Genomic DNA, 18,746 nt, shown 5'->3' with positions numbered 1-18,746 from the left:
CCTCCGTCCCCTTTTTTGCGTGATCAGGACTCCAGCAGTTCCATCCACGCGGCTTCGGCTTTTTCCAGCTGGGCGGCAGCGGTTTCGCGGTCACGGCCGATCACCGCCATGCGGGTGGCGTCGGCGTAGTTGGCCGGATCGGCCAGCTGGCGGTCCAGCTCGGCCACTGCGCCTTCCAGCTCGGCCACCTTGGCCTCGGCGGCAGCCAGCTTGTGCGGGTTCACCGGCTTCTTCTGCACCACCTGAGCCACCGGCGCGGTCTTGACCACCACCGGCTCTTCCACCTGTTCCATGCGCGCCTTGGTGCCCTGCGCCTGCGGACGGGTGCGCAGCCAGGCCGCGTAGGCGTCGAGGTCGCCGTCGAACGGCTCGACCACGCCATCGGCCACGCGCCAGTAGGTATCGCAGACCAGGCCGATCAGATGGCGGTCATGCGAGACCATCACGATCGCGCCTTCGAAGGTGGCCAGTGCCTCAGCCAGCGCTTCGCGCATTTCCAGGTCAAGGTGGTTGGTCGGTTCGTCCAGCAGCAGCACATTCGGCTGCTGCCAGGCGATCAGCGCCAGCGCCAGGCGCGCGCGCTCGCCACCGGAGAAACCATCGACCGGCTCGAATGCACGGTCGCCCGGGAAGTTCCACTTGCCGAGGAAATCGCGGAACGACTGGTTCGGTGCGTCCGGCGCGATCTCGCGGAAATGCTCCATCGGCGACTGGCCTTCGTGCAGCGACTCCACCGTGTGCTGGGCGAAGTAGCCGATCTTCAGGTCCGGGTGCGCCATGCGTTCGCCGACGATCGGCGCCAGCTCGCCTACCAGGGTCTTCACCAGGGTGGTCTTACCGGCACCGTTGGGGCCGAGCAGGCCGATGCGCTGGCCCGCTTCCAGGCCGAAGCCGACGTTGTGCAGGATCACCGCGTCCTTGCCATAGCCAGCCTCGACGTGGTTCAGGCGGATCAGCGAGAACGGCAGCTTGGCCGGCGGCGCGAACTCGATGCGGAACTCGCGCTCGGCACGCACCGCTTCGGTGCCGGCCAGCTTGGCCAGGCGCTTCATGCGGCTCTGCGCCTGCGCGGCCTTGCTGGCCTGCGCCTTGAAGCGGTCGATGAAGCTCTGCAGGTGGGCACGCTCGGCCTGTTCCTTCTCGTGCGCGATCTGCTGCTGGCGCAGCTGTTCGGCGCGCTGGCGCTCGAAGTCGGTGTAGCCGCCCGGATAGAGCTTGGCGCCGCCACCGTGCAGGTGCAGGGTGTGGGTGGCCACGTTGTCGAGGAACTCGCGGTCATGCGAGATCAGCAGCAGGGTGCCGGGATACTTCAGCAGCCACTGCTCCAGCCAGTACACCGCGTCCAGATCCAGGTGGTTGGTCGGTTCGTCGAGCAGCAGCAGGTCGCTGGGCATCATCAGCGCGCGGGCCAGGTTCAGGCGCACGCGCCAGCCGCCGGAGAACGAGGACACCGCGCGGTGGTGGGTCTCGGCCGGGAAACCGAGGCCGTGCAGCAGCTTGCCGGCGCGCGCTTCGGCGTCGTAGGCATTGAGCTCGGCCATCTTCGTATGCGCTTCGGCCACCGCTTCCCAGTCTTCGCGGGCGGTCGCGTCGGCCTCGGCGGCCAGCACCGCGGCCACCTCGATGTCACCGCCGAGCACGAAGCTCAGCGCCGGGTCGGGCAGCGACGGGGTTTCCTGGGCAACGCTGGCGATGCGCACCTTGCCGGGCAGATCGACATCGCCCTTGTCCGCCTCCAGCTCGCCCTTCACCGCCGCGAACAGGCTGGACTTGCCAGCACCGTTGCGGCCGACCACACCCACCCGGTAACCGGCATGCAGGGTCAGGTCGACATTGGACAACAGCAGCCGCTCGCCGCGGCGCAAGGCGAAATTACGAAGCGAAATCATGGGGGAAGGCGTCCATATAACCGAATGGAATGTGCTGGTGAGCACTGTTCCTGCGACGCAATTCTAGCGTTAACGAATACTTGACGCGCCCCGGGATGCGCGGCGGCCGGCGTTCCTCTCTCCCACGTCCTCGCCACGCGCCTCCCGGGCCCCCTCCCCGCAAGTGCCGATCCGGGCTAAATGGTTGCTGCTGCAACGTTTTTCCCGATGACCGGCATTTGACAGCCACTGAATATCCCGTTAATTCCTGCTTTGCGCACCGCAACAACCGCCGTCCGCCTCACCCCCGTGATGTCGATTCCGGTGCCGCCCCCGCCAACCGGAGCTCCGTCCCGATGACCCGCAAGACCAGCCTGATCGCCGCCGCCGTCGCTGTCGCACTCGGTGGCTCTCCGTTCGTTGCCGCTGCCCAGCAGGCCGGCACCGCCGCCAACACCCTGGACACGGTGATCGTCACCGGCACCCGCGTGGCCGACCGCACGGTGGCCGAATCGCAGTCGCCGATCGACATCATCACCCCCGAAGCCCTGCAGTCCACCGGCACCAGCGAGCTGGCCACCGCGCTGTCGCGCGCCCTGCCCTCGCTGAACTTCCCGCGCCCTGCCCTGACCGATGGCACCAGCGGCGTGCGCCCGGCGCAGCTGCGCGGCCTGTCACCGGACCAGGTGCTGGTGCTGGTCGACGGCAAGCGCCGCCACACCTCGGCGATGATCAACGTCAACGGCAGCATCGGCCGTGGTTCGTCGGCAGTGGACATCAATGCGATCCCGATCGCCGCCATCGAACGCGTGGAAGTGCTGCGCGACGGTGCGTCGGCGCAGTACGGCTCGGACGCCATCGCCGGCGTCATCAACATCGTGCTCAAGGGCAGCGGCAGTGGCGGCAGCCTGGCGGTGGACTACGGCCAGTACTCGGCCGGTGACGGCAACAAGTACCAGCTCTCCGGCGATACCGGCGTCGAGTTCGGCAACGGCCGTGGCCGCGTGCACGTGGCCGGCCAGATCAGCCAGCAGGACGAAAGCAACCGCGCCGGCCCGTACCGCGGCACCACCCCGAACACCGGCAACTTCCCGAGCATCGGCCAGAAGACCTTCATCGTCGGCGACCCGCGCGTGGATGCGACTGCGGCTTCGGTCAACGCCAGTTTCGATTTCAGCGACCGCGTGACCGGCTACGCCAGCGCGCTGCTCAGCAACCGCGACATCACCTCGTTCGCGTTCTACCGCTCGCGCAACCACAGTGGGCAGAGCGCGCTGCTGGCGCAGACCTACCCGGACGGCTTCGTGCCGGAGATCAACCAGTACTCCAAGGACCGCTCGCTGGTGGCCGGGGTCAAGGGCAACACCGACAACGGCTGGACCTGGGACCTGAGCCTGAACCACGGCGAGAACACCCTCGACTTCCACACCCGCAACAGCATCAACTACAGCCTCGGCGCAACCAGCCCGCGCTCGTTCTACGACGGCACGCTGAAGTACCAGCAGGACATCTTCAACGCCGACCTGACCAAGTCGCTGGACTGGGGCCTGGCCTACCCGGTCACGCTGTCCTTCGGCGGTGAGTACCGCAAGGAAAAGTGGGACCAGAAGCCGGGCGAGCTGAACTCGTACACCGGCAGTGGCGCGCAGGGCTTCGGTGGCTTCACCCCGACCAATGAAGTGCATGCCGACCGCCACAACTACGCGGTCTATGCCGGCCTGGAAGCGGACCTGACCGAGAAGTTCTCGGCCGGCATCACCGGCCGCTACGAGGATTACTCGGACTTCGGCGACCGCTTCTCCGGCAAGCTGTCGGCGCGCTACGCGTTCACCGACAAGGTTGCGCTGCGGGCCACCGCGTCCAGCGGCTTCCGTGCACCGTCGCTGGCGCAGCAGGGCTACCAGGCGGTCACCAGCCAGTTCCTCAACGGCGTGTTCGTCGAGCGCGGTACCTTCCCCACCACCAGCCCGGCTGCGCAGGCGCTGGGCGCCTCGCCGCTGAAGGCCGAGACCTCCACCTCCTACAGCCTGGGCCTGGTGCTGCAGCCGGTCGACCGCCTGTACATCACCGTCGACGCCTACCAGATCGACATCGATGACCGCATCGCATTGTCGTCCAGCATCACCACCAACACCGCCACCAGCGCGCTGCTGGGCACGCTGGGCCTGCCGCAGGTGACCGCGTTCTCGTACTTCACCAACGGCCTGGATACGCGCACCCGCGGTGTCGATTTCGTGTCCAGCTACACGGTGCCCTTCAGCGCCAGCAGCCTGGAACTGACCGCCGCGTACAGCTACAACGACACCGAAGTGCGCCGCGTCGGCGGCACCCCGGCGGTGTTCGGCACGCTGGGCCTGACCCAGTCGCTGATCGGCCGCGATGAGATCGGCCGCATCGAGGACAGCTATCCGCGCGACAAGGCGATCCTGAGCGGCACCTGGCGTTCGGACCACTGGGAACTGGGTCTGGCCGCGACCCGCTACGGCAAATTCACCGTGCGCAACTCGGCCACCGCACTGCGCGACCAGACCTATGGCGACGCCTGGGTGGTGGATGCCTCGGCCAGCTACAAGCCGAGCAGCAACTGGACCCTGACCGTGGGCGCCGACAACCTGCTGGACAAGTACCCGGACCGCACCGAAGACCTGCAGAACTCCACCTTCGGCATGCTGCCGTACAGCAACTACTCGCCGTTCGGCTTCAACGGCGCGTACGTGTACGGCCGGGTCAAGTACACCTGGTAAGCGGTAGTGCCGGCCGCTGGCCGGCAACTCCCCGGTGGGGTCAGATCCCTTTTCCTGCGGGAGAGGGATCTGACCCCATTCGCATTTAAGGTTTGCCGTATCTGGCGTCATCGGTGAAAATCGGGATACCCCCGTTTTTCTGCGAGTGCCGATGCACCATGACACCGACCTGATCAACATCGTTGCCGTTGGCCTCGGGCTCGCCTTCATCTTCGGCGCGCTGGCCAACAAGCTCCGCTTGTCTCCCTTGGTCGGTTACCTGGTTGCTGGCATCTGCGTAGGCCCGTTCACCCCCGGCTTCGTCGCCGACCAGGCGCTGGCCAACCAGCTGGCCGAGCTGGGCGTGATGCTGCTGATGTTCGGCGTCGGCCTGCACTTCTCGCTGAAGGACCTGATGGCGGTCAAGGCCATCGCCATCCCCGGTGCCATCGGCCAGATCGCGGTCGCTACCCTGCTCGGCTGGGGCGTGGCCTCGCTGATGGGCTGGCCAGCCCTGCATGGCGTCATCTTCGGTTTCTCGCTGGCCACCGCCAGTACCGTGGTACTGCTGCGGGCGATGGAGGAGCGCCGCCTGCTGGAGACCATGCGCGGCAAGATCGCGGTCGGCTGGCTGATCGTGGAAGACCTGGCCTGTGTGCTGGCGCTGGTGATGATGCCGGTGATGGCCGGTGTGTTCGGCCCCGATGCGGCCAAGGAATCGCACTCGCTGGGCAGCGTGCTGGCCGACATCGGCTGGACCTTCGTGCAGCTGGGCCTGTTCGTGGCGGTGATGCTGGTGGTCGGGCGCCGGGTCATCCCGTGGATCCTCGAGCGTATCGCCGGCACCGGTTCGCGCGAACTGTTCACCCTGTCGGTGCTGGCGATCGCGCTGGGCGTGGCGTTCGGCTCGGCCATGTTGTTCGGCGTCTCGTTCGCACTGGGCGCGTTCTTCGCCGGCATGCTGCTCAACGAATCGGAACTGAGCCACAAGGCCGCGCATGATTCGCTGCCGCTGCGCGATGCGTTCGCAGTGCTGTTCTTCGTCTCGGTCGGCATGCTGTTCGACCCCAACATCCTCGTCCAGCACCCGTGGCAGGTGCTGGCCACGGTGCTGATCATCATGTTCGGCAAGTCGGCCGCCGCGTTCTTCATCGTGCGTGCGTTCGGCCACCCGACCAGTACCGCGCTGACCATCTCGGCCAGCCTGGCGCAGATCGGCGAATTCGCCTTCATCATCGCCGGCCTCGGCGTCGCCCTGCAGATCCTGCCGAAGGAGGGCCAGTCGCTGGTGCTGGCCGGTGCGCTGGTGTCGATCATGCTCAACCCGCTGGTGTTCGGGCTGCTTGACCGTTGGCAGGCCAAGCAGGAGCAGTCGCCCCAGGCCGCCGAGCCGGAAGAGGCCACCGGTCCCTCGCGTGACCTGCATGACCATGCCATCGTCATTGGTTACGGCCGGGTCGGCAGCGAGCTGGCGCAGGTGCTGCGCGATCGTGGCGTGCCGGTGCTGGTGATCGATGACAACAAGGAGCACGTCGAACAGGCGCACGCCAAGGGCCTGGCGGCGATCCGTGGTAGTGCTGCTGCCGACCGCGTGCTGGCCGAAGCGCATCCGGAACGCGCGAAGATTGCGGTGCTGGCGATTCCTCAGCCGCTGGAAGCCGGTGAGGCGCTGGCCAAGCTGCGTGCGATCAATCCGGATCTGACCCTGCTGGCGCGTGCGCACAGCGATGCGGAGGTGAAGCACCTGCTGGAGCATGGTGCCGATGGCACGGTGATGGCCGAGCGCGAGCTGGCCTATTCGCTGGCCGAGATGGTGATGGCCACGCCGCCCTACCGGAATATCGGGCAGCACAGCATTCCGGTGGTGTGAGGAGTGTGGGTGCGGCAGGGCTTGCAGCCCTGCACCTGCTGAATCAACTTCAACTGCAACGGCAAAAGCAAAAGCTGACTCTCCGTGGAATGGCGGGGTGGGTCCGGTTGCAGGGGACGCCGTGAATCCGTCCATGGAGGCTCGGTCGCGCCATCCATGGCGCTCACGCCCCTGCAACCGGGCCCACCCTGCCTTCGACAATTTCCTGCGGCTGTTGGTAGGTGTCGACCTTGGTCGACACGGCGGTGCATCTGACCCCGGAAACAAAAAAATCCCCGGTCGACCCGCATCGACCGGGGATCTGGATCGCCACGTTGCCATGCCTTGGAGAGGCAGTTCCACCGTAGCGCATCGCGGTGCCGGTGGTGATCGCCTGTGGCGATGACGACCAAGCGTGCGGCTATCAGGCGCCAGCCAGGGCCTGCTCCAGGTCGGCACGCAGGTCGCCGATATGCTCGATGCCGATCGACAGCCGCACGGTGTCTTCGCTGACACCGGCCTTGGCCAGTTCGGCGGCGTCCAGCTGGCGATGGGTAGTCGAGGCGGGATGGGTGGCCAGTGACTTCGCGTCGCCCAGGTTGACCAGGCGGGTGAACAGCTTCAGCGCATCGAGGAAACGTGCGCCGGCTTCACGGCCGCCCGGCAGGCCGAAGGTCAGTACGCCCGAGCCGTGCCCGCCCAGGTAGCGCTGCGCGGCGGCGTGCTCGGGGTCGTCGGCCAACCCGGCGTAGCGCACCCAGGCCACCTTTGCGTGTGACTTCAGAAACTGCGCGACAGCCAGCGCGTTGGCGTTGATGCGCTCCATGCGCAGCGCCAGGGTTTCAATGCCCTGCAGGATCAGGAACGCATTGAACGGCGACAGCGCCGCGCCGGTATTGCGCAGCGGCACCACCCGCGCGCGGCCGATGTAGGCCGCCGGCCCCAGCGCTTCGGTATAGACCACGCCGTGATAGCTGGGGTCGGGCTGGTTGAGCCGTGCGAAGCGCTGGGGTTGTGCAGCCCAGTCGAAGCGGCCGGAATCGACGATCGCGCCGCCGAGGCTGTTGCCGTGGCCGCCGAGGTACTTGGTCAGCGAATGCACCACGATGTCGGCGCCGTGCTCGAACGGGCGCAGCAGGAACGGCGTGGCCACGGTGTTGTCGACAATCAGCGGCACGCCGGCGGCATGCGCGACCTCGGCAATCGCCGCGATGTCGGTGACGTTGCCACGCGGGTTGCCGATCGATTCGACGAACACCGCCTTGGTGCGTTCGTCGATCAGCGCGGCGAAGGCGGACGGATCGGCCGGGTCGGCGAAGCGCGCCTGGATGCCGTACTGCGGCAGCGTGTGCGCCAGCAGGTTGAGGCTGCCGCCATACAGCGCACTGGAGGCAACGATGTTGTCACCGGCCTCGGCAATGGTCTGGATGGCATAGGTGATCGCCGCCTGCCCCGAGGCCAGTGCCAGCGCGCCGATGCCACCCTCCAGTGCGGCCAGGCGCTGTTCCAGCACGTCGGTGGTGGGGTTCATGATGCGGGTGTAGATGTTGCCGGGCACCTTCAGGTCGAACAGATCGGCGCCGTGCTGGGTGTCATCGAAGGCATACGCCACCGTCTGGTAGATCGGCACCGCCACCGCGCGGGTGGTCGGGTCGGGACGGTAGCCGCCATGCACGGCCAGGGTTTCCAGTTGCCACTGCGGGTCGCTCATTGCGCCAGGCTCCATCCGGGGAAACCGCCACCATAGGCCAGCCAGAACCACGCGCTGAAAGCTGCTGGCGATGACGCCAGTACCACCGGTTATCAGGTTGGCCGCGATTCAGGCAGCCGTCATGGGCCGTTGCTAGGCTTCGCCGCCGGGCGCTCCTGCCCGGGCACGGAGGCCCAACGCGCATGCAGCCATCCCCCTGGACACCCACCGCCAGCGGCACGCCGACCCCGGTGCTGCTGGTGGAGGACGACCGCCGCCTGGCCGAGCTGGTCAGTGACTACCTTCACGAACACGGCTTCGCCGTGCAGCATGTGGCCCGTGGCGACCTCGCCGGTGCAGCCTGCCGCCAGCACGCGCCGGAACTGGTGGTGCTGGACCTGATGCTGCCCGGCCTTGGCGGCATCGACGTGTGCCGGCAGATCCGCAGCTTCTCCGATGTGCCGATCCTGATGCTGACGGCCTGCGAGGACGACATCGAACAGGTGCTCGGCCTGGAATCAGGCGCCGACGACTATGTGCACAAGCCGATCGAGCCGCGCCTGCTGCTCGCCCGCCTGCGCGCCCTGCTGCGCCGCCGCCATGGCAGCAGCAACACCGGCAGCCCCTGCCGCCTGATGCACGGCGAGCTGCTGATCGACCGCATGCAGCGCGAGGTGCATCTGCACGGCCAGCCGGTGGACATGGGCACCACCGAATTCGAGATCCTGTGGCTGCTGGCCAGCCAGCCGGGGCAGATTCTCTCGCGTGACCAGATCCTGCAGGCGGTGCGCGGCATCGGCTTCGACGGGCTGGACCGCAGTGTCGATGTCAGCATCGGCAAGCTTCGCCGCAAGCTGGGCGATGACGCGCGCGAACCGCGGCGGATCAAGACGGTGTGGGGCCGCGGCTACCAGTTCAATCCCTCGTCCTGGTCGGCATGAAGCGGCTGTTTCTGCGCCTGTGGCTGGTGGTCGGCGCGAGCTTCCTGATCACCCTGCTGCTGATCAACGTGATCTTCGATCGCATCTACCTGCCGTTCCAGCAGCGTGTGTTCGCAGAGCAGGTGCGCGGCCAGTTGTATGCATTGCGGCAGGGGTTGGACGGAAAGGACTCCGCCGCCCAGCAGGATCAGCTGGCGCAATGGCAACCCCACTATGGCATCGCATTGGCTCTGCTGCCGTCAGCACCGGCCCTCGCGGCCGGCGAACAGGAACAGCTGCAGCGCAACGGGCTCATTTCCCGGCAGAAGTTCGAGATCGTACTGGCGCCGCTTGATCCACTGCATCCCGATGGCCCCTGGCTGCGCCTGCATCTGCCAGGCGAGCCGTCGATGACCCTCTATCTCACCCTGATCGCCTATTCGGTGATGCTGGCCCTGTTCGGGCTGTGCCTGTACGCCTGGGTGCGCCTGCTCTGGCGCGATCTGGACGCGCTGCGCGTGCACGCCGATCGCATCGGTGCCGGCGATCTGCAGGCGCGCGCGCAGGTTTCGCCACGCTCGCAGATCCGGGTCATCGTCGACCATTCCAACCGCATGGCTGCGCGCGTGGCTGAGCTTGTGCAGCGCCAGCGTGACCTCACGCATGCCATCTCGCATGAACTGCGCACGCCGATCGCACGCGTAGCCTTCGGCCTGGACCTGATGCGGGACAGCGACGATCCGGCACGACGCGCCCGCTTGGCGCAGGGGCTTCACGGTGACCTGGCCGAGCTCAACGGACTGGTCAGCGAACTGCTGGCCTACGAGCGCCTGGAACATCCCAACGAAGCCGAGCCCCTGCAGCGCATCGAAGCCAACGACTGGCTGCAGGCCTGCCTGGCCGATGCACGCCGTGATGCCGAACGAGCCGGCGTGGTCCTGCGCGTGCAGCCCAGTGCGTTGCCGCGGGTGGATGCCGAACCGCGGCTGCTGCAGCTGGCGCTGAGCAATCTGGTAGGCAATGCGCTGCGCCACGCGCGTTCGCAGGTGGAAGTGTCGCTGGTCGGTGTCGGCGGCCGCGCGTGCCTGCGCGTGGATGACGACGGCCCGGGCATCGCCGAGGCCGACCACGAAAAAGTGATGCGCCCGTTCACCCGCCTGGATGACAGCCGCAGCCGCGATACCGGCGGCTTCGGGCTGGGCCTGGCCATCGTCAACCGCATTGCAGCCCGCCACGGTGGCGAGCTGCGCATCAGCCGCGCCACGCTGGGTGGCGCGCGTCTGGAAATGCACTGGCCGCTGGCTGCCAGCTGAACGCCCACGGGCGCCATTACAGTTGATTACAACTCCCGCACAACTGCGGAGGGATCGGTCGCCGGCATATCGCCACGCTGGCGACCCTGCAGCACTCGCCGGATGCGCGCGCTGCTTTCCTCCCATTGTCGAGAGATTCCATGTCCCAGCTTCGCCGTTCCCCCACCCTGCTCTGCCTGGCCCTGCTGCCGCTGTTCGCCGCGCCGATCGCCCACGCCAAGGATGACCACTGGACCTTCGAGCTCGCCGCTGGTGGTGGCGTGACGCCGCGCTACAGCGGCAGCGAGGAATACCGCGCGACGCCGTCGCTGTCGTTCGATGTCACCTCGCCGGGGGGCTGGTTTCTGGGCACCAGTGGCATCGGTTGGGGCACGTCCATTGGCGAGCACACCCGTGTGCGTGCCTACGTCGGCGCCAGCGGCATCCGCCGCGACAAGGACTCCCTGCTCGGCGGTTCGGACTTCCTGCGCGGCATGGGTGATATCGATACCCGTCCCCTGGTCGGTGTCTCGGCTGGTTATACGCTGGGCGAAGCCGTGCTGAGCGGCGCCTGGCAGTTCACCCGCAAGGACGAGGACAAGGCCGACAACGGCCTGGCTACCCAGCAGATCCATCTGAATCTGAGCATGCCGCTGTTCGACCTGGCCGGTGGCGTAGTCAGCGGCAGTGTTTCCACCGACTACGGCAATCGTGGCTACATGCAGACCTGGTACGGCGTCAGCCCGGACCAGGCGGCGCGCACCGGCTTTGCCCAGCACACGCCGAAGGCTGGGCTGGTCAGCGCCGGTCTTGGCCTGAAATGGAGCCACCGCGTGGGCCGCAATGGCAACTGGTACATCTCGGCCGAAGGCACGCGCCTGCTCGGCGATGCGGCCGACAGCCCGATCGTGCAGAAGGCGAACCAGTTCGGCTTGATGAGCGGCTATACGCACCGCTTCTGAGTGAGCGCCGGGCATGGCCCGGCGTACTTCGCAGGAAACGGGGCGCCGCGATCAGGCAGCGCCCCGTGTGAATCACGCCTTTGCGAATACCAGATGTCCGCCGTCGTTGCCGACTTCGATGATGTCGCCGTTGACGAAGGCGCCGGACAGGATCTTCTGCGCCAGCGGGTTCTCCAGCTGCGCCTGGATCGCGCGCTTCAACGGACGTGCGCCATACACCGGATCGAAACCAACGTTGCCGAGCAGGTCGAACGCTGCATCGGACACCAGCAGCTTCAAACCACGTTCGGCCAGGCGCTTTTCCAGCCCACGCATCTGGATGCGCGCGATCTGCTTGATCTGCTGCTTGTCCAGCGGGTGGAACACCACGATGTCGTCCAGGCGGTTGATGAACTCCGGGCGGAAGTGCGCCTGCACCACGCCCATTACCGCCGCCTTCATCTGCGTGTAGGCCTCCGGGCTGTCATCAGCGCTCATGTCCTGGATCTGGTGCGAGCCCAGGTTCGAGGTCATCACGATGACGGTGTTGCGGAAGTCCACGGTGCGGCCCTGGCCATCGGTCAGGCGGCCATCGTCCAGCACCTGCAGCAGGATGTTGAACACATCCGGATGCGCCTTCTCCACTTCGTCCAGCAGGATCAACGAATACGGGCGGCGACGCACGGCCTCGGTCAGGTAGCCACCCTCCTCGTAACCAACGTAGCCCGGGGGCGCACCGATCAGGCGGGCGACGCTGTGCTTCTCCATGAACTCGCTCATGTCGATGCGGATCATCGCGTCGGCACTGTCGAACAGGAACTCGGCCAGCGACTTGCACAGCTCGGTCTTGCCGACGCCGGTCGGGCCGAGGAACAGGAACGAACCGGCCGGGCGATTCGGATCGGACAGGCCCGCACGCGAACGGCGCACGGCATCGGAGACGACCCTGATCGCTTCCTCCTGGCCGACCACGCGGTTGTGCAGCACCTCTTCCATCCGCAGCAGCTTGTCGCGCTCACCCTCGAGCATCTTGTTGACCGGGATGCCGGTCCAGCGCGACACGACCTCGGCGATCTCCTCGTCGGTGACCCGGTCCTGCACCAGCTTGAAGTCCTTGTGCTCGGCCTCCTGGGCGGCGGCCAGCTGCTTTTCCAGCTGCGGCAGCAGGCCGTACTGGATCTCGCTCATCTTGGCGAAATCCTGGCGGCGCTGCGCGGCTTCCAGCTCCAGCTTGGCCTGCTCGACCTGCTCCTTGATCTTGGTCGCACCCTGCAGCGCGGCCTTCTCCGACTTCCAGATTTCATTGAGGTCGGAGAACTCGCGCTCCAGCGCCTCGATGTCGTTCTCCAGATCGGCCAGGCGCTGCCGCGAGGCCTCGTCCTTTTCCTTCTTCAGCATCTCGCGCTGGATCTTCAGCTGGATCACCCGGCGTTCCAGGCGGTCCAGCTCCTCCGGCTTGGAGTCGATTTCCATGCGCAGGCGCGAGGCCGCCTCGTCCATCAGATCGATGGCCTTGTCCGGCAGCTGGCGGTCGGTGATGTAGCGGTTGGACAGCGTCGCAGCGGCGACGATGGCCGGGTCGGTGATCTCCACGCCGTGGTGCACCGCGTACTTTTCCTTCAGCCCGCGCAGGATGGCAATGGTGTCTTCCACCGACGGCTCACCCACGAAGACCTTCTGGAAGCGGCGCTCCAGCGCGGCATCCTTTTCGATGTACTTGCGGTACTCATCCAGCGTGGTGGCACCGACGCAGTGCAGCTCGCCGCGTGCCAGCGCCGGCTTGAGCATGTTGCCGGCATCCATCGCGCCGTCGGCCTTACCCGCACCGACCATGGTGTGCAGCTCATCGATGAACAGGATGATCTGCCCTTCGCTCTTGGCCAGGTCGTTGAGCACGCCCTTCAACCGCTCTTCGAACTCACCGCGGAACTTGGCACCGGCAATCAGCGCGCCCATGTCCAGCGACAGCACACGCTTGCCGCGCAGGCCCTCGGGCACTTCGTCGTTGATGATGCGCTGGGCCAGGCCTTCCACGATGGCAGTCTTGCCCACGCCGGGTTCGCCGATCAGCACCGGGTTGTTCTTGGTCCGGCGCTGCAGCACCTGGATCGTGCGGCGGATTTCCTCGTCACGGCCGATCACCGGATCGAGCTTGCCGCTCTCGGCGCGCGCGGTCAGGTCGATGGTGTACTTCTCCAGCGCCTGCCGCTGTTCCTCGGCATTCTCCGACTGCACGTTCTCGCCGCCACGCAGCTTGTCGATGGCGGCCTGCAGGCGGGTCTTGTCGGCGCCGGCGGCGCGCAGCGCCATGCCCAGCGTGCCACTGTCTTCCAGCGCCGCCAGCACGAACCACTCGCTGGCGATGAAGGCATCGCCGTTCTGCTGGGCCAGCTTGTCGGTCTGGTTGAGCAGACGCCCCAGGTCATTGCCCATCGAAACGTTGCCGGCCTGGCCGGACACCTTGGGCAGCGCATCCAGCGCCTCGGTCAGGCGCTCGCGCAACACCGGCACGTTCACCCCGGCCTGGGCCAGCAGCGGGCGCGTGCTGCCGCCCTGCTGGTCCAGCAACGCGCTGAACAGGTGAACCGGTTCGATGATGCTGTTGTCGCGGCCTACGGCCAGCGACTGTGCGTCTGCCAGCGCCTGCTGGAAACGCGAGGTGAGCTTGTCCATCCGCATTGCGAAACCTCATCGGTCATCAGGGCCGGCCCGCGCCGGCGATGCTGGAAAGATGCGGTTGCCCCACCCCGTTTCAAGGGTGACTGCGACTGCACCCCGAGGCCAGTCAGCCTGCGGCCAGCATGCCGGAACGGGTGTGGTCGGCGCGTTGATCCCGATCAGTTCCGCGCGGTGGAAGGGTTCAACGGGTGATCGCGCTGCGGATCGCCCGCAGCTGCTGCTTGACCGCCCGCGCCTGCGCCGGATCTATACGCAGCAGGGCCTTCTGCCCGATCGAGCGTGACTGCAGGGTGGGATCGACGAAGCGATAGCGGCCCCGTTCGTCGCGCTGCACCAGCGGCGGCTGGGCCAGTTCCGGGGTGTCCAGCAGGTGGTCGATCACCGTGACCAGACGGTCGTTGAAATAGCCCTCGGGCCGGCCAAGGTCCACGTAAGCCTGCTGGATCAGCGGATAGAAGCGCTTGTAGGACGTGGCCGTTGCCGCCGGGTCCAGCGCGGTGAAGGCCTGTACGTAGGGCGCATAGCGCGCCGCGTTGCTGGCGGCGATGCGTTCACCGCCTTCGCCCGGCTCGACCTGCAGGTTGCCCGGCAGCTGGCGCGCGGCCAGCACGGTCGGCGGCACGCTGGGCTTGTCCAGGTTGTCGACCTGGGTGACCAGGCGCTGGATCAGATGATCGCGCAGCAGCAGGGTCAGCGGACCCTCGCCCTGGAACAGCTGGCTCAGCGCGCCCCAGGCAGCGGCATCGCTGTCAGCCAGCTTCGGCAGTGCCGGGTCGGCGGCGGCCTCGGTATCCAACGGATGCTTGATCGGGGGTGGTGTTGGGGCGGGTTCTGCGGCCGCCTTCGGTTGTGGTGGTGCGCCGGTACTGGCCGGGGTTGATTGCACCGGCACCGAAACTCCGTCCGCCAGGCTCTTCAGCTGGTCGCGGAACAGCCAACCGCCCGCGCCACCGATCACCACCACGCCCAACACCCAGGGCCAAACTGCTTTTCCACTCTGCATGATGCAGCACCTCGTTTTCACACGCATGGAGAAGGTGTGACCCGGCTGATTTCCGTGGGTTCCCCACCCGTTCCGGTAAGGTTCGGGAAACGCGTTGACAGCGCAGTGCGACGGGCGGCCCAATGAGCAGTCCAGCCCCTTCGACGAACGACCCATGGAGCTTCGCCCGGAACCGGTGCCTTTCCGCATCAGCACGCTCGACCTGACACTGGTGTATCGAGAGCAGAACGCGAGCGCACAGGTGAACGTGGAGGCACAGACGCTGGAGGACTATGCAGCGCAGCCGGGCATGCGTTACCGCTCACTGCAGGTGGATTTCGAACTTGTCCATGAAGCGCGTTGCCGGGGCGGAAATTTTCACGAGATGCGCCACGGCGAGATCTTCGAGGAAACCGGACCAGCCGATGAAACCGCGCACTGGCGGCAAACCGGTCTCTGCCCTTTCCCCGGCTTCTACCGGGTCATCCACGATCCTGGCCTGGCGGCACTGCTCGCGCACTACGATCCCCGCAATGTCCACGACCTGCAGCTTTTCATCCTTGCCGCACATGACAGCTACGTTGAGGTCCTGGCCAAGGGATATCGCTACACGCTGGCTGGCAGCGTCAATGAGCACGACATCATCACCGTCGCGCCATCGGCCTGAACACTCCGACATCCAACGCCAGGTAGGCATTGCACTCACGCCCGCTTTGCGCGAGCAGCGCGACGCTATGCATCCTGTCCCGTGGAGACACAGCCATGCAGTACGCGCTGTATTACTGGACCGGCATCCAGGGCCGTGGCGAGTTCGTGCGGCTGGCGCTGGAAGATGCCGGTGCCGACTACATCGACATGGCGCGGGTGCACGGCGATGCAGTGATGCAGCCGTTTCTCGATGGCAGCAGTGAAGGTGCGCAGCCCTTCGCGCCGCCGTTCCTGAAGGCGGGCCGCCAGGTCATCGCGCAAGTCGCGGCAATCCTGGATTTCCTGGGCCCGACGCTGGACCTGGTGCCACAGGCAGCCTCGCGGCGGATGCAGGCGCTGCAGTTGCAGCTGACCATCGCCGACCTGGTGGCCGAGGTGCATGACACCCACCATCCGATCGCTGCATCGAAGTACTACGAAGAGCAGAAGACCGAGGCCAAGGCACGTGCCGCGTCGCTGCGCAGCGAACGGCTACCGAAGTTCCTCAGCTACTTCGAGCAGGTGCTGGCGGCCAATGGTGGCCGCCATGCACTGCGCGAGCACTCGTATGTGGATCTGTCGCTGTTCCAGCTGCTGAGCGGGCTGAACTACATGTTCCCACGCCGCATGCAGGCACTGGAACCGACCCTGCCCCTGCTGCGCGCGCTGCAGGAGCGGGTGGCGAAACGACCCAACATTGCCTCCTATCTGGACTCGGAACGGCGATTGCCGTTCAACACCAACGGCATCTTCCGCCACTACCCGGAACTGGATGGAGAGCGGTAGTACCGGCCGCTGGCCGGCAGCTGCACGCTACGTCCGAGGTCCATGAGGATGCCGGCCGGCGGCCGGCACTACTCTGGGGTCAGCTGTTTTCACCCAGCGGCTTCACCGCCTGCTTCTGCAGTGACAGCAGGCCCAGCAGCAGCGCCAATGCCACATAGGCGCCGGCGAACTGCCAGCTGATGATGCGCGCCAGGCCGTCCAGATCCCACGGCAGGTAGATGCCACCGCGCGGGTCCACCGAGTGGATCAGGCCGAACAGGGTCAGCACCGCCGCCACCAGCAGGAAGCCGCAGGCGCGGCGCAGGCGGCCATCAACCATGGCCGCCACCGCAGAGATCCACAGCATCGAGGTGATGATGAAGCCATTGCCGAGGGTGAAGATCACCGCCAGCTCAGGCAATCCGTGGCCATCGAGCTTGGTCAGCAGCTGCGGCAGCTGGTCCGGTGCGATCCAGCCTGGCGCCTTGATCGCCAGCAGGTACGCTACCGACGGCAGGAAACCAAACACCATCGCGCCGGTATGGTGGCGCGGCGTGGCCTGGAAAGCCTGGGTGGTGATGTCGATAGCCACGTACACGATGATCGGTGCCAGCACCGCCAGCGGTAGCCACTGCACCAGCCCCGAGATGATGCCGAGCATGCCGCCGATGCCGACGAACAGGCCGGTCAGCAGCGTGTAGCCGCTGCGCGCGCCCATGTGCTTGTAGGCCGGCTGGCCGATGTACGGCGTGGTCTGCGCCACGCCACCGCAGACACCGGCGACCAGCGTGGCCACCGCTTCCACCAGCAGGATGTCACGGGTGCGGTAGTCGTCACCGGCCGCGCGTGCGCTTTCGGAAACGTTGATGCCACCGACCACCATCAGCAGGCCGAACGGCAGCAGCAGCGGCAGGTAGGTCATCGCCGTGGGCAGGCCATCGAGGAAGCCCAACGTCGGCAGCGGCAGCACCACCTGCGGCGGCACCCACTCCGGCACATGGAAGCCCGGCGCGCCCAGCCCGGCCAGGCCCAGCCCGTAATACAGCACGGTGCCGAACACGAAGGCCAGCAGCACGCCCGGGCCACGCACCGGCAGCTTGCCTTTGGCGATCAGCACATACAGCAGCAAGCCCAGCGTGGTGAAGCCAACCAGCGGCGAGCGCAGCGTTTCCAGCAGCGGCAGCAGGCCCATCAGCACCAGCGCGATGCCGGCGATGGAGCCCAGCAGCGCCGCACGCGGCAGCGCGCGCGTGACCGCCTCGCCAAAGAACGACAGCACGAACTTGAGCACGCCCATGATGACCAGCGCGGCCATGCCCAGCTGCCAGGTGGCGATGCCCGCCTCGTGCGGATCCATGCCCTGCTGCTTGAAGGCGATGAAGGCCGGGCCGAGCACCAGCAACGCCATGCCGATGCTGGTCGGTGCATCCAGGCCGAGCGGCATGGCGGTGACATCGTCGCGGCCGGTACGCGCGGCCAGCCGGCGGGCCATCAGGGTGTACAGCAGGTTGCCGACCAGCACGCCGAAGGCGGTGCCGGGGAACATGCGGCCGAACACCACGTCGGCGGGGAACTGGAAGATCCCGACCAGGGCCATGGCGATGAAGCCGAGGATGGAGAGGTTGTCGACGACCAGGCCGAAAAAGCCGTTGAAGTCGCCGGCGACGAACCAGCGACGCGGTGCGGCGGAAGCGGGAGCGGACATGGAAGGGGCGGTGGGGGTGGGGACCGCCGATGGTAGGCCCAGCGGGGCCCGGGCGCCAATTCCGTCGTGGAATGATGGGTTCCAGCCAACGGCGGGGCCCCTCGTGGCTGGGGGTTGGTCGCGGGCAGCGGGTTTATCGGAGTGGGCCGGGCGGGATGGGCTGCGCAGGACACGCCGTAAACCCGTCCATGGGGGCTCGATGGCGCCATCCATGGCGCCAACGGTCCTGCGCAGCCCATCCCGCCCGGCCCCTGACAATTTCCTGCGCGTGCCAGCCACGGAAGAGAATCAAAAGATCAAAAGCAAAGGCAGGCTCTCGTTGTTGCGCCGAGCCCATGCTCGGCTGCTGTACGCGAAGCCTCTCAGCCGAGCATGGCTCGGCTCTACAAGAACAATTCGATCATTTCCACGCTATCCACGCATGGCGTGGATCTACTGTGTCGACCAAGGTCGACACCTACCAACAGCAGCGATGATCTGTCGAAGGCGGGGTGGGGGGGGGGGGCGGGGGGGGGGGGGGCGGCGGGGGGGGGGGGGCGGCCCCCCCCCCCCCGCCCCCCCGGCCCCGCCCCCCCCCCCCCCCCCCCCCCCCCGCCATCCCTCAGAAACCTGCTCCTGCTGTTGGTGTTGCCGGCCAGCGGCCGG

General features: G+C 66.9%; 12 protein-coding genes. 7 read left to right on the top strand and 5 right to left on the bottom strand.

Going from position 1 to position 18,746, the window contains the following annotated elements:
- Positions 1 to 23: 23 nt before the first annotated feature.
- Positions 24 to 1,889 carry an ABC-F family ATP-binding cassette domain-containing protein gene (locus tag V3B64_RS16615; RefSeq protein ID WP_075676456.1) on the bottom strand — a complete coding sequence of 622 codons (1,866 nt, stop codon included), beginning with the start codon at positions 1,887 to 1,889 and terminating at the stop codon, positions 24 to 26.
- Positions 1,890 to 2,224: 335 nt separating this feature from the next.
- On the opposite strand from V3B64_RS16615, the gene V3B64_RS16610 reads away from it, so the two are divergent.
- Positions 2,225 to 4,612 carry a TonB-dependent receptor gene (locus V3B64_RS16610; protein WP_032128541.1) on the top strand — a complete coding sequence of 796 codons (2,388 nt, stop codon included), beginning with the start codon at positions 2,225 to 2,227 and terminating at the stop codon, positions 4,610 to 4,612.
- 151 nt (positions 4,613 to 4,763) lie between these two features.
- A complete protein-coding gene (ybaL, locus tag V3B64_RS16605; protein ID WP_049400787.1) occupies positions 4,764 to 6,461 on the top strand; it encodes a YbaL family putative K(+) efflux transporter in 1,698 nt (565 codons plus the stop codon).
- Positions 6,462 to 6,864: 403 nt separating this feature from the next.
- Here ybaL and V3B64_RS16600 read toward each other — a convergent pair whose 3' ends face one another.
- Positions 6,865 to 8,151: an aminotransferase class V-fold PLP-dependent enzyme gene (locus V3B64_RS16600; RefSeq protein ID WP_032128543.1), complete on the bottom strand. Its 1,287-nt coding sequence runs from the start codon at positions 8,149 to 8,151 to the stop codon at positions 6,865 to 6,867.
- A gap of 182 nt (positions 8,152 to 8,333) precedes the next feature.
- On the opposite strand from V3B64_RS16600, the gene V3B64_RS16595 reads away from it, so the two are divergent.
- The 3 genes from V3B64_RS16595 (at position 8,334) to V3B64_RS16585 (ending at position 11,304) form a co-directional block, all read left to right on the top strand.
- Positions 8,334 to 9,071 (top strand): response regulator transcription factor, encoded by a 738-nt coding sequence (locus tag V3B64_RS16595; protein WP_134951174.1) that lies wholly within the window; start codon positions 8,334 to 8,336, stop codon positions 9,069 to 9,071.
- A complete protein-coding gene (locus V3B64_RS16590; RefSeq protein WP_329914515.1) occupies positions 9,068 to 10,363 on the top strand; it encodes an ATP-binding protein in 1,296 nt (431 codons plus the stop codon). Before V3B64_RS16595 ends, V3B64_RS16590 begins: the two co-directional genes overlap by 4 nt.
- 140 nt (positions 10,364 to 10,503) lie before the next feature.
- Entirely contained in the window at positions 10,504 to 11,304 is an 801-nt protein-coding gene (locus tag V3B64_RS16585) for a MipA/OmpV family protein (RefSeq protein WP_329914514.1), read from the top strand.
- Between the two features lie 72 nt (positions 11,305 to 11,376).
- On the opposite strand, the gene clpB is transcribed toward V3B64_RS16585, so the two are convergent.
- Complete coding sequence (gene clpB, locus V3B64_RS16580; RefSeq protein ID WP_329914513.1) at positions 11,377 to 13,962, bottom strand: ATP-dependent chaperone ClpB; 2,586 nt, start codon at positions 13,960 to 13,962, stop codon at positions 11,377 to 11,379.
- A 181-nt stretch (positions 13,963 to 14,143) separates the two neighbouring features.
- A complete protein-coding gene (locus tag V3B64_RS16575) occupies positions 14,144 to 14,965 on the bottom strand; it encodes a DUF3014 domain-containing protein (protein WP_329914512.1) in 822 nt (273 codons plus the stop codon).
- Positions 14,966 to 15,119: 154 nt separating this feature from the next.
- Between V3B64_RS16575 and V3B64_RS16570 the strand changes: the two genes are divergently transcribed.
- Together V3B64_RS16570 and V3B64_RS16565 are read left to right on the top strand one after the other, a co-directional pair.
- Complete coding sequence (locus tag V3B64_RS16570) at positions 15,120 to 15,611, top strand: hypothetical protein (RefSeq protein WP_049422957.1); 492 nt, start codon at positions 15,120 to 15,122, stop codon at positions 15,609 to 15,611.
- Positions 15,612 to 15,706: 95 nt separating this feature from the next.
- Positions 15,707 to 16,417, top strand: coding sequence for a glutathione S-transferase (locus tag V3B64_RS16565; protein ID WP_032128550.1), 711 nt, complete (start codon positions 15,707 to 15,709; stop codon positions 16,415 to 16,417).
- 79 nt (positions 16,418 to 16,496) lie between these two features.
- Here the strand turns inward: V3B64_RS16565 and V3B64_RS16560 are convergent, their stop codons facing one another.
- Positions 16,497 to 18,101: a hypothetical protein gene (locus V3B64_RS16560; RefSeq protein WP_329914511.1), complete on the bottom strand. Its 1,605-nt coding sequence runs from the start codon at positions 18,099 to 18,101 to the stop codon at positions 16,497 to 16,499.
- Between the last annotated feature and the right edge of the window lie 645 nt (positions 18,102 to 18,746).

The sequence above is a fragment of the Stenotrophomonas sp. SMYL86 genome (assembly GCF_036320025.1).
GTDB classification, from domain to species: Bacteria; Pseudomonadota; Gammaproteobacteria; order Xanthomonadales; family Xanthomonadaceae; genus Stenotrophomonas; species Stenotrophomonas maltophilia_A.
This window is presented reverse-complemented; position numbering and strand designations above follow the sequence as displayed.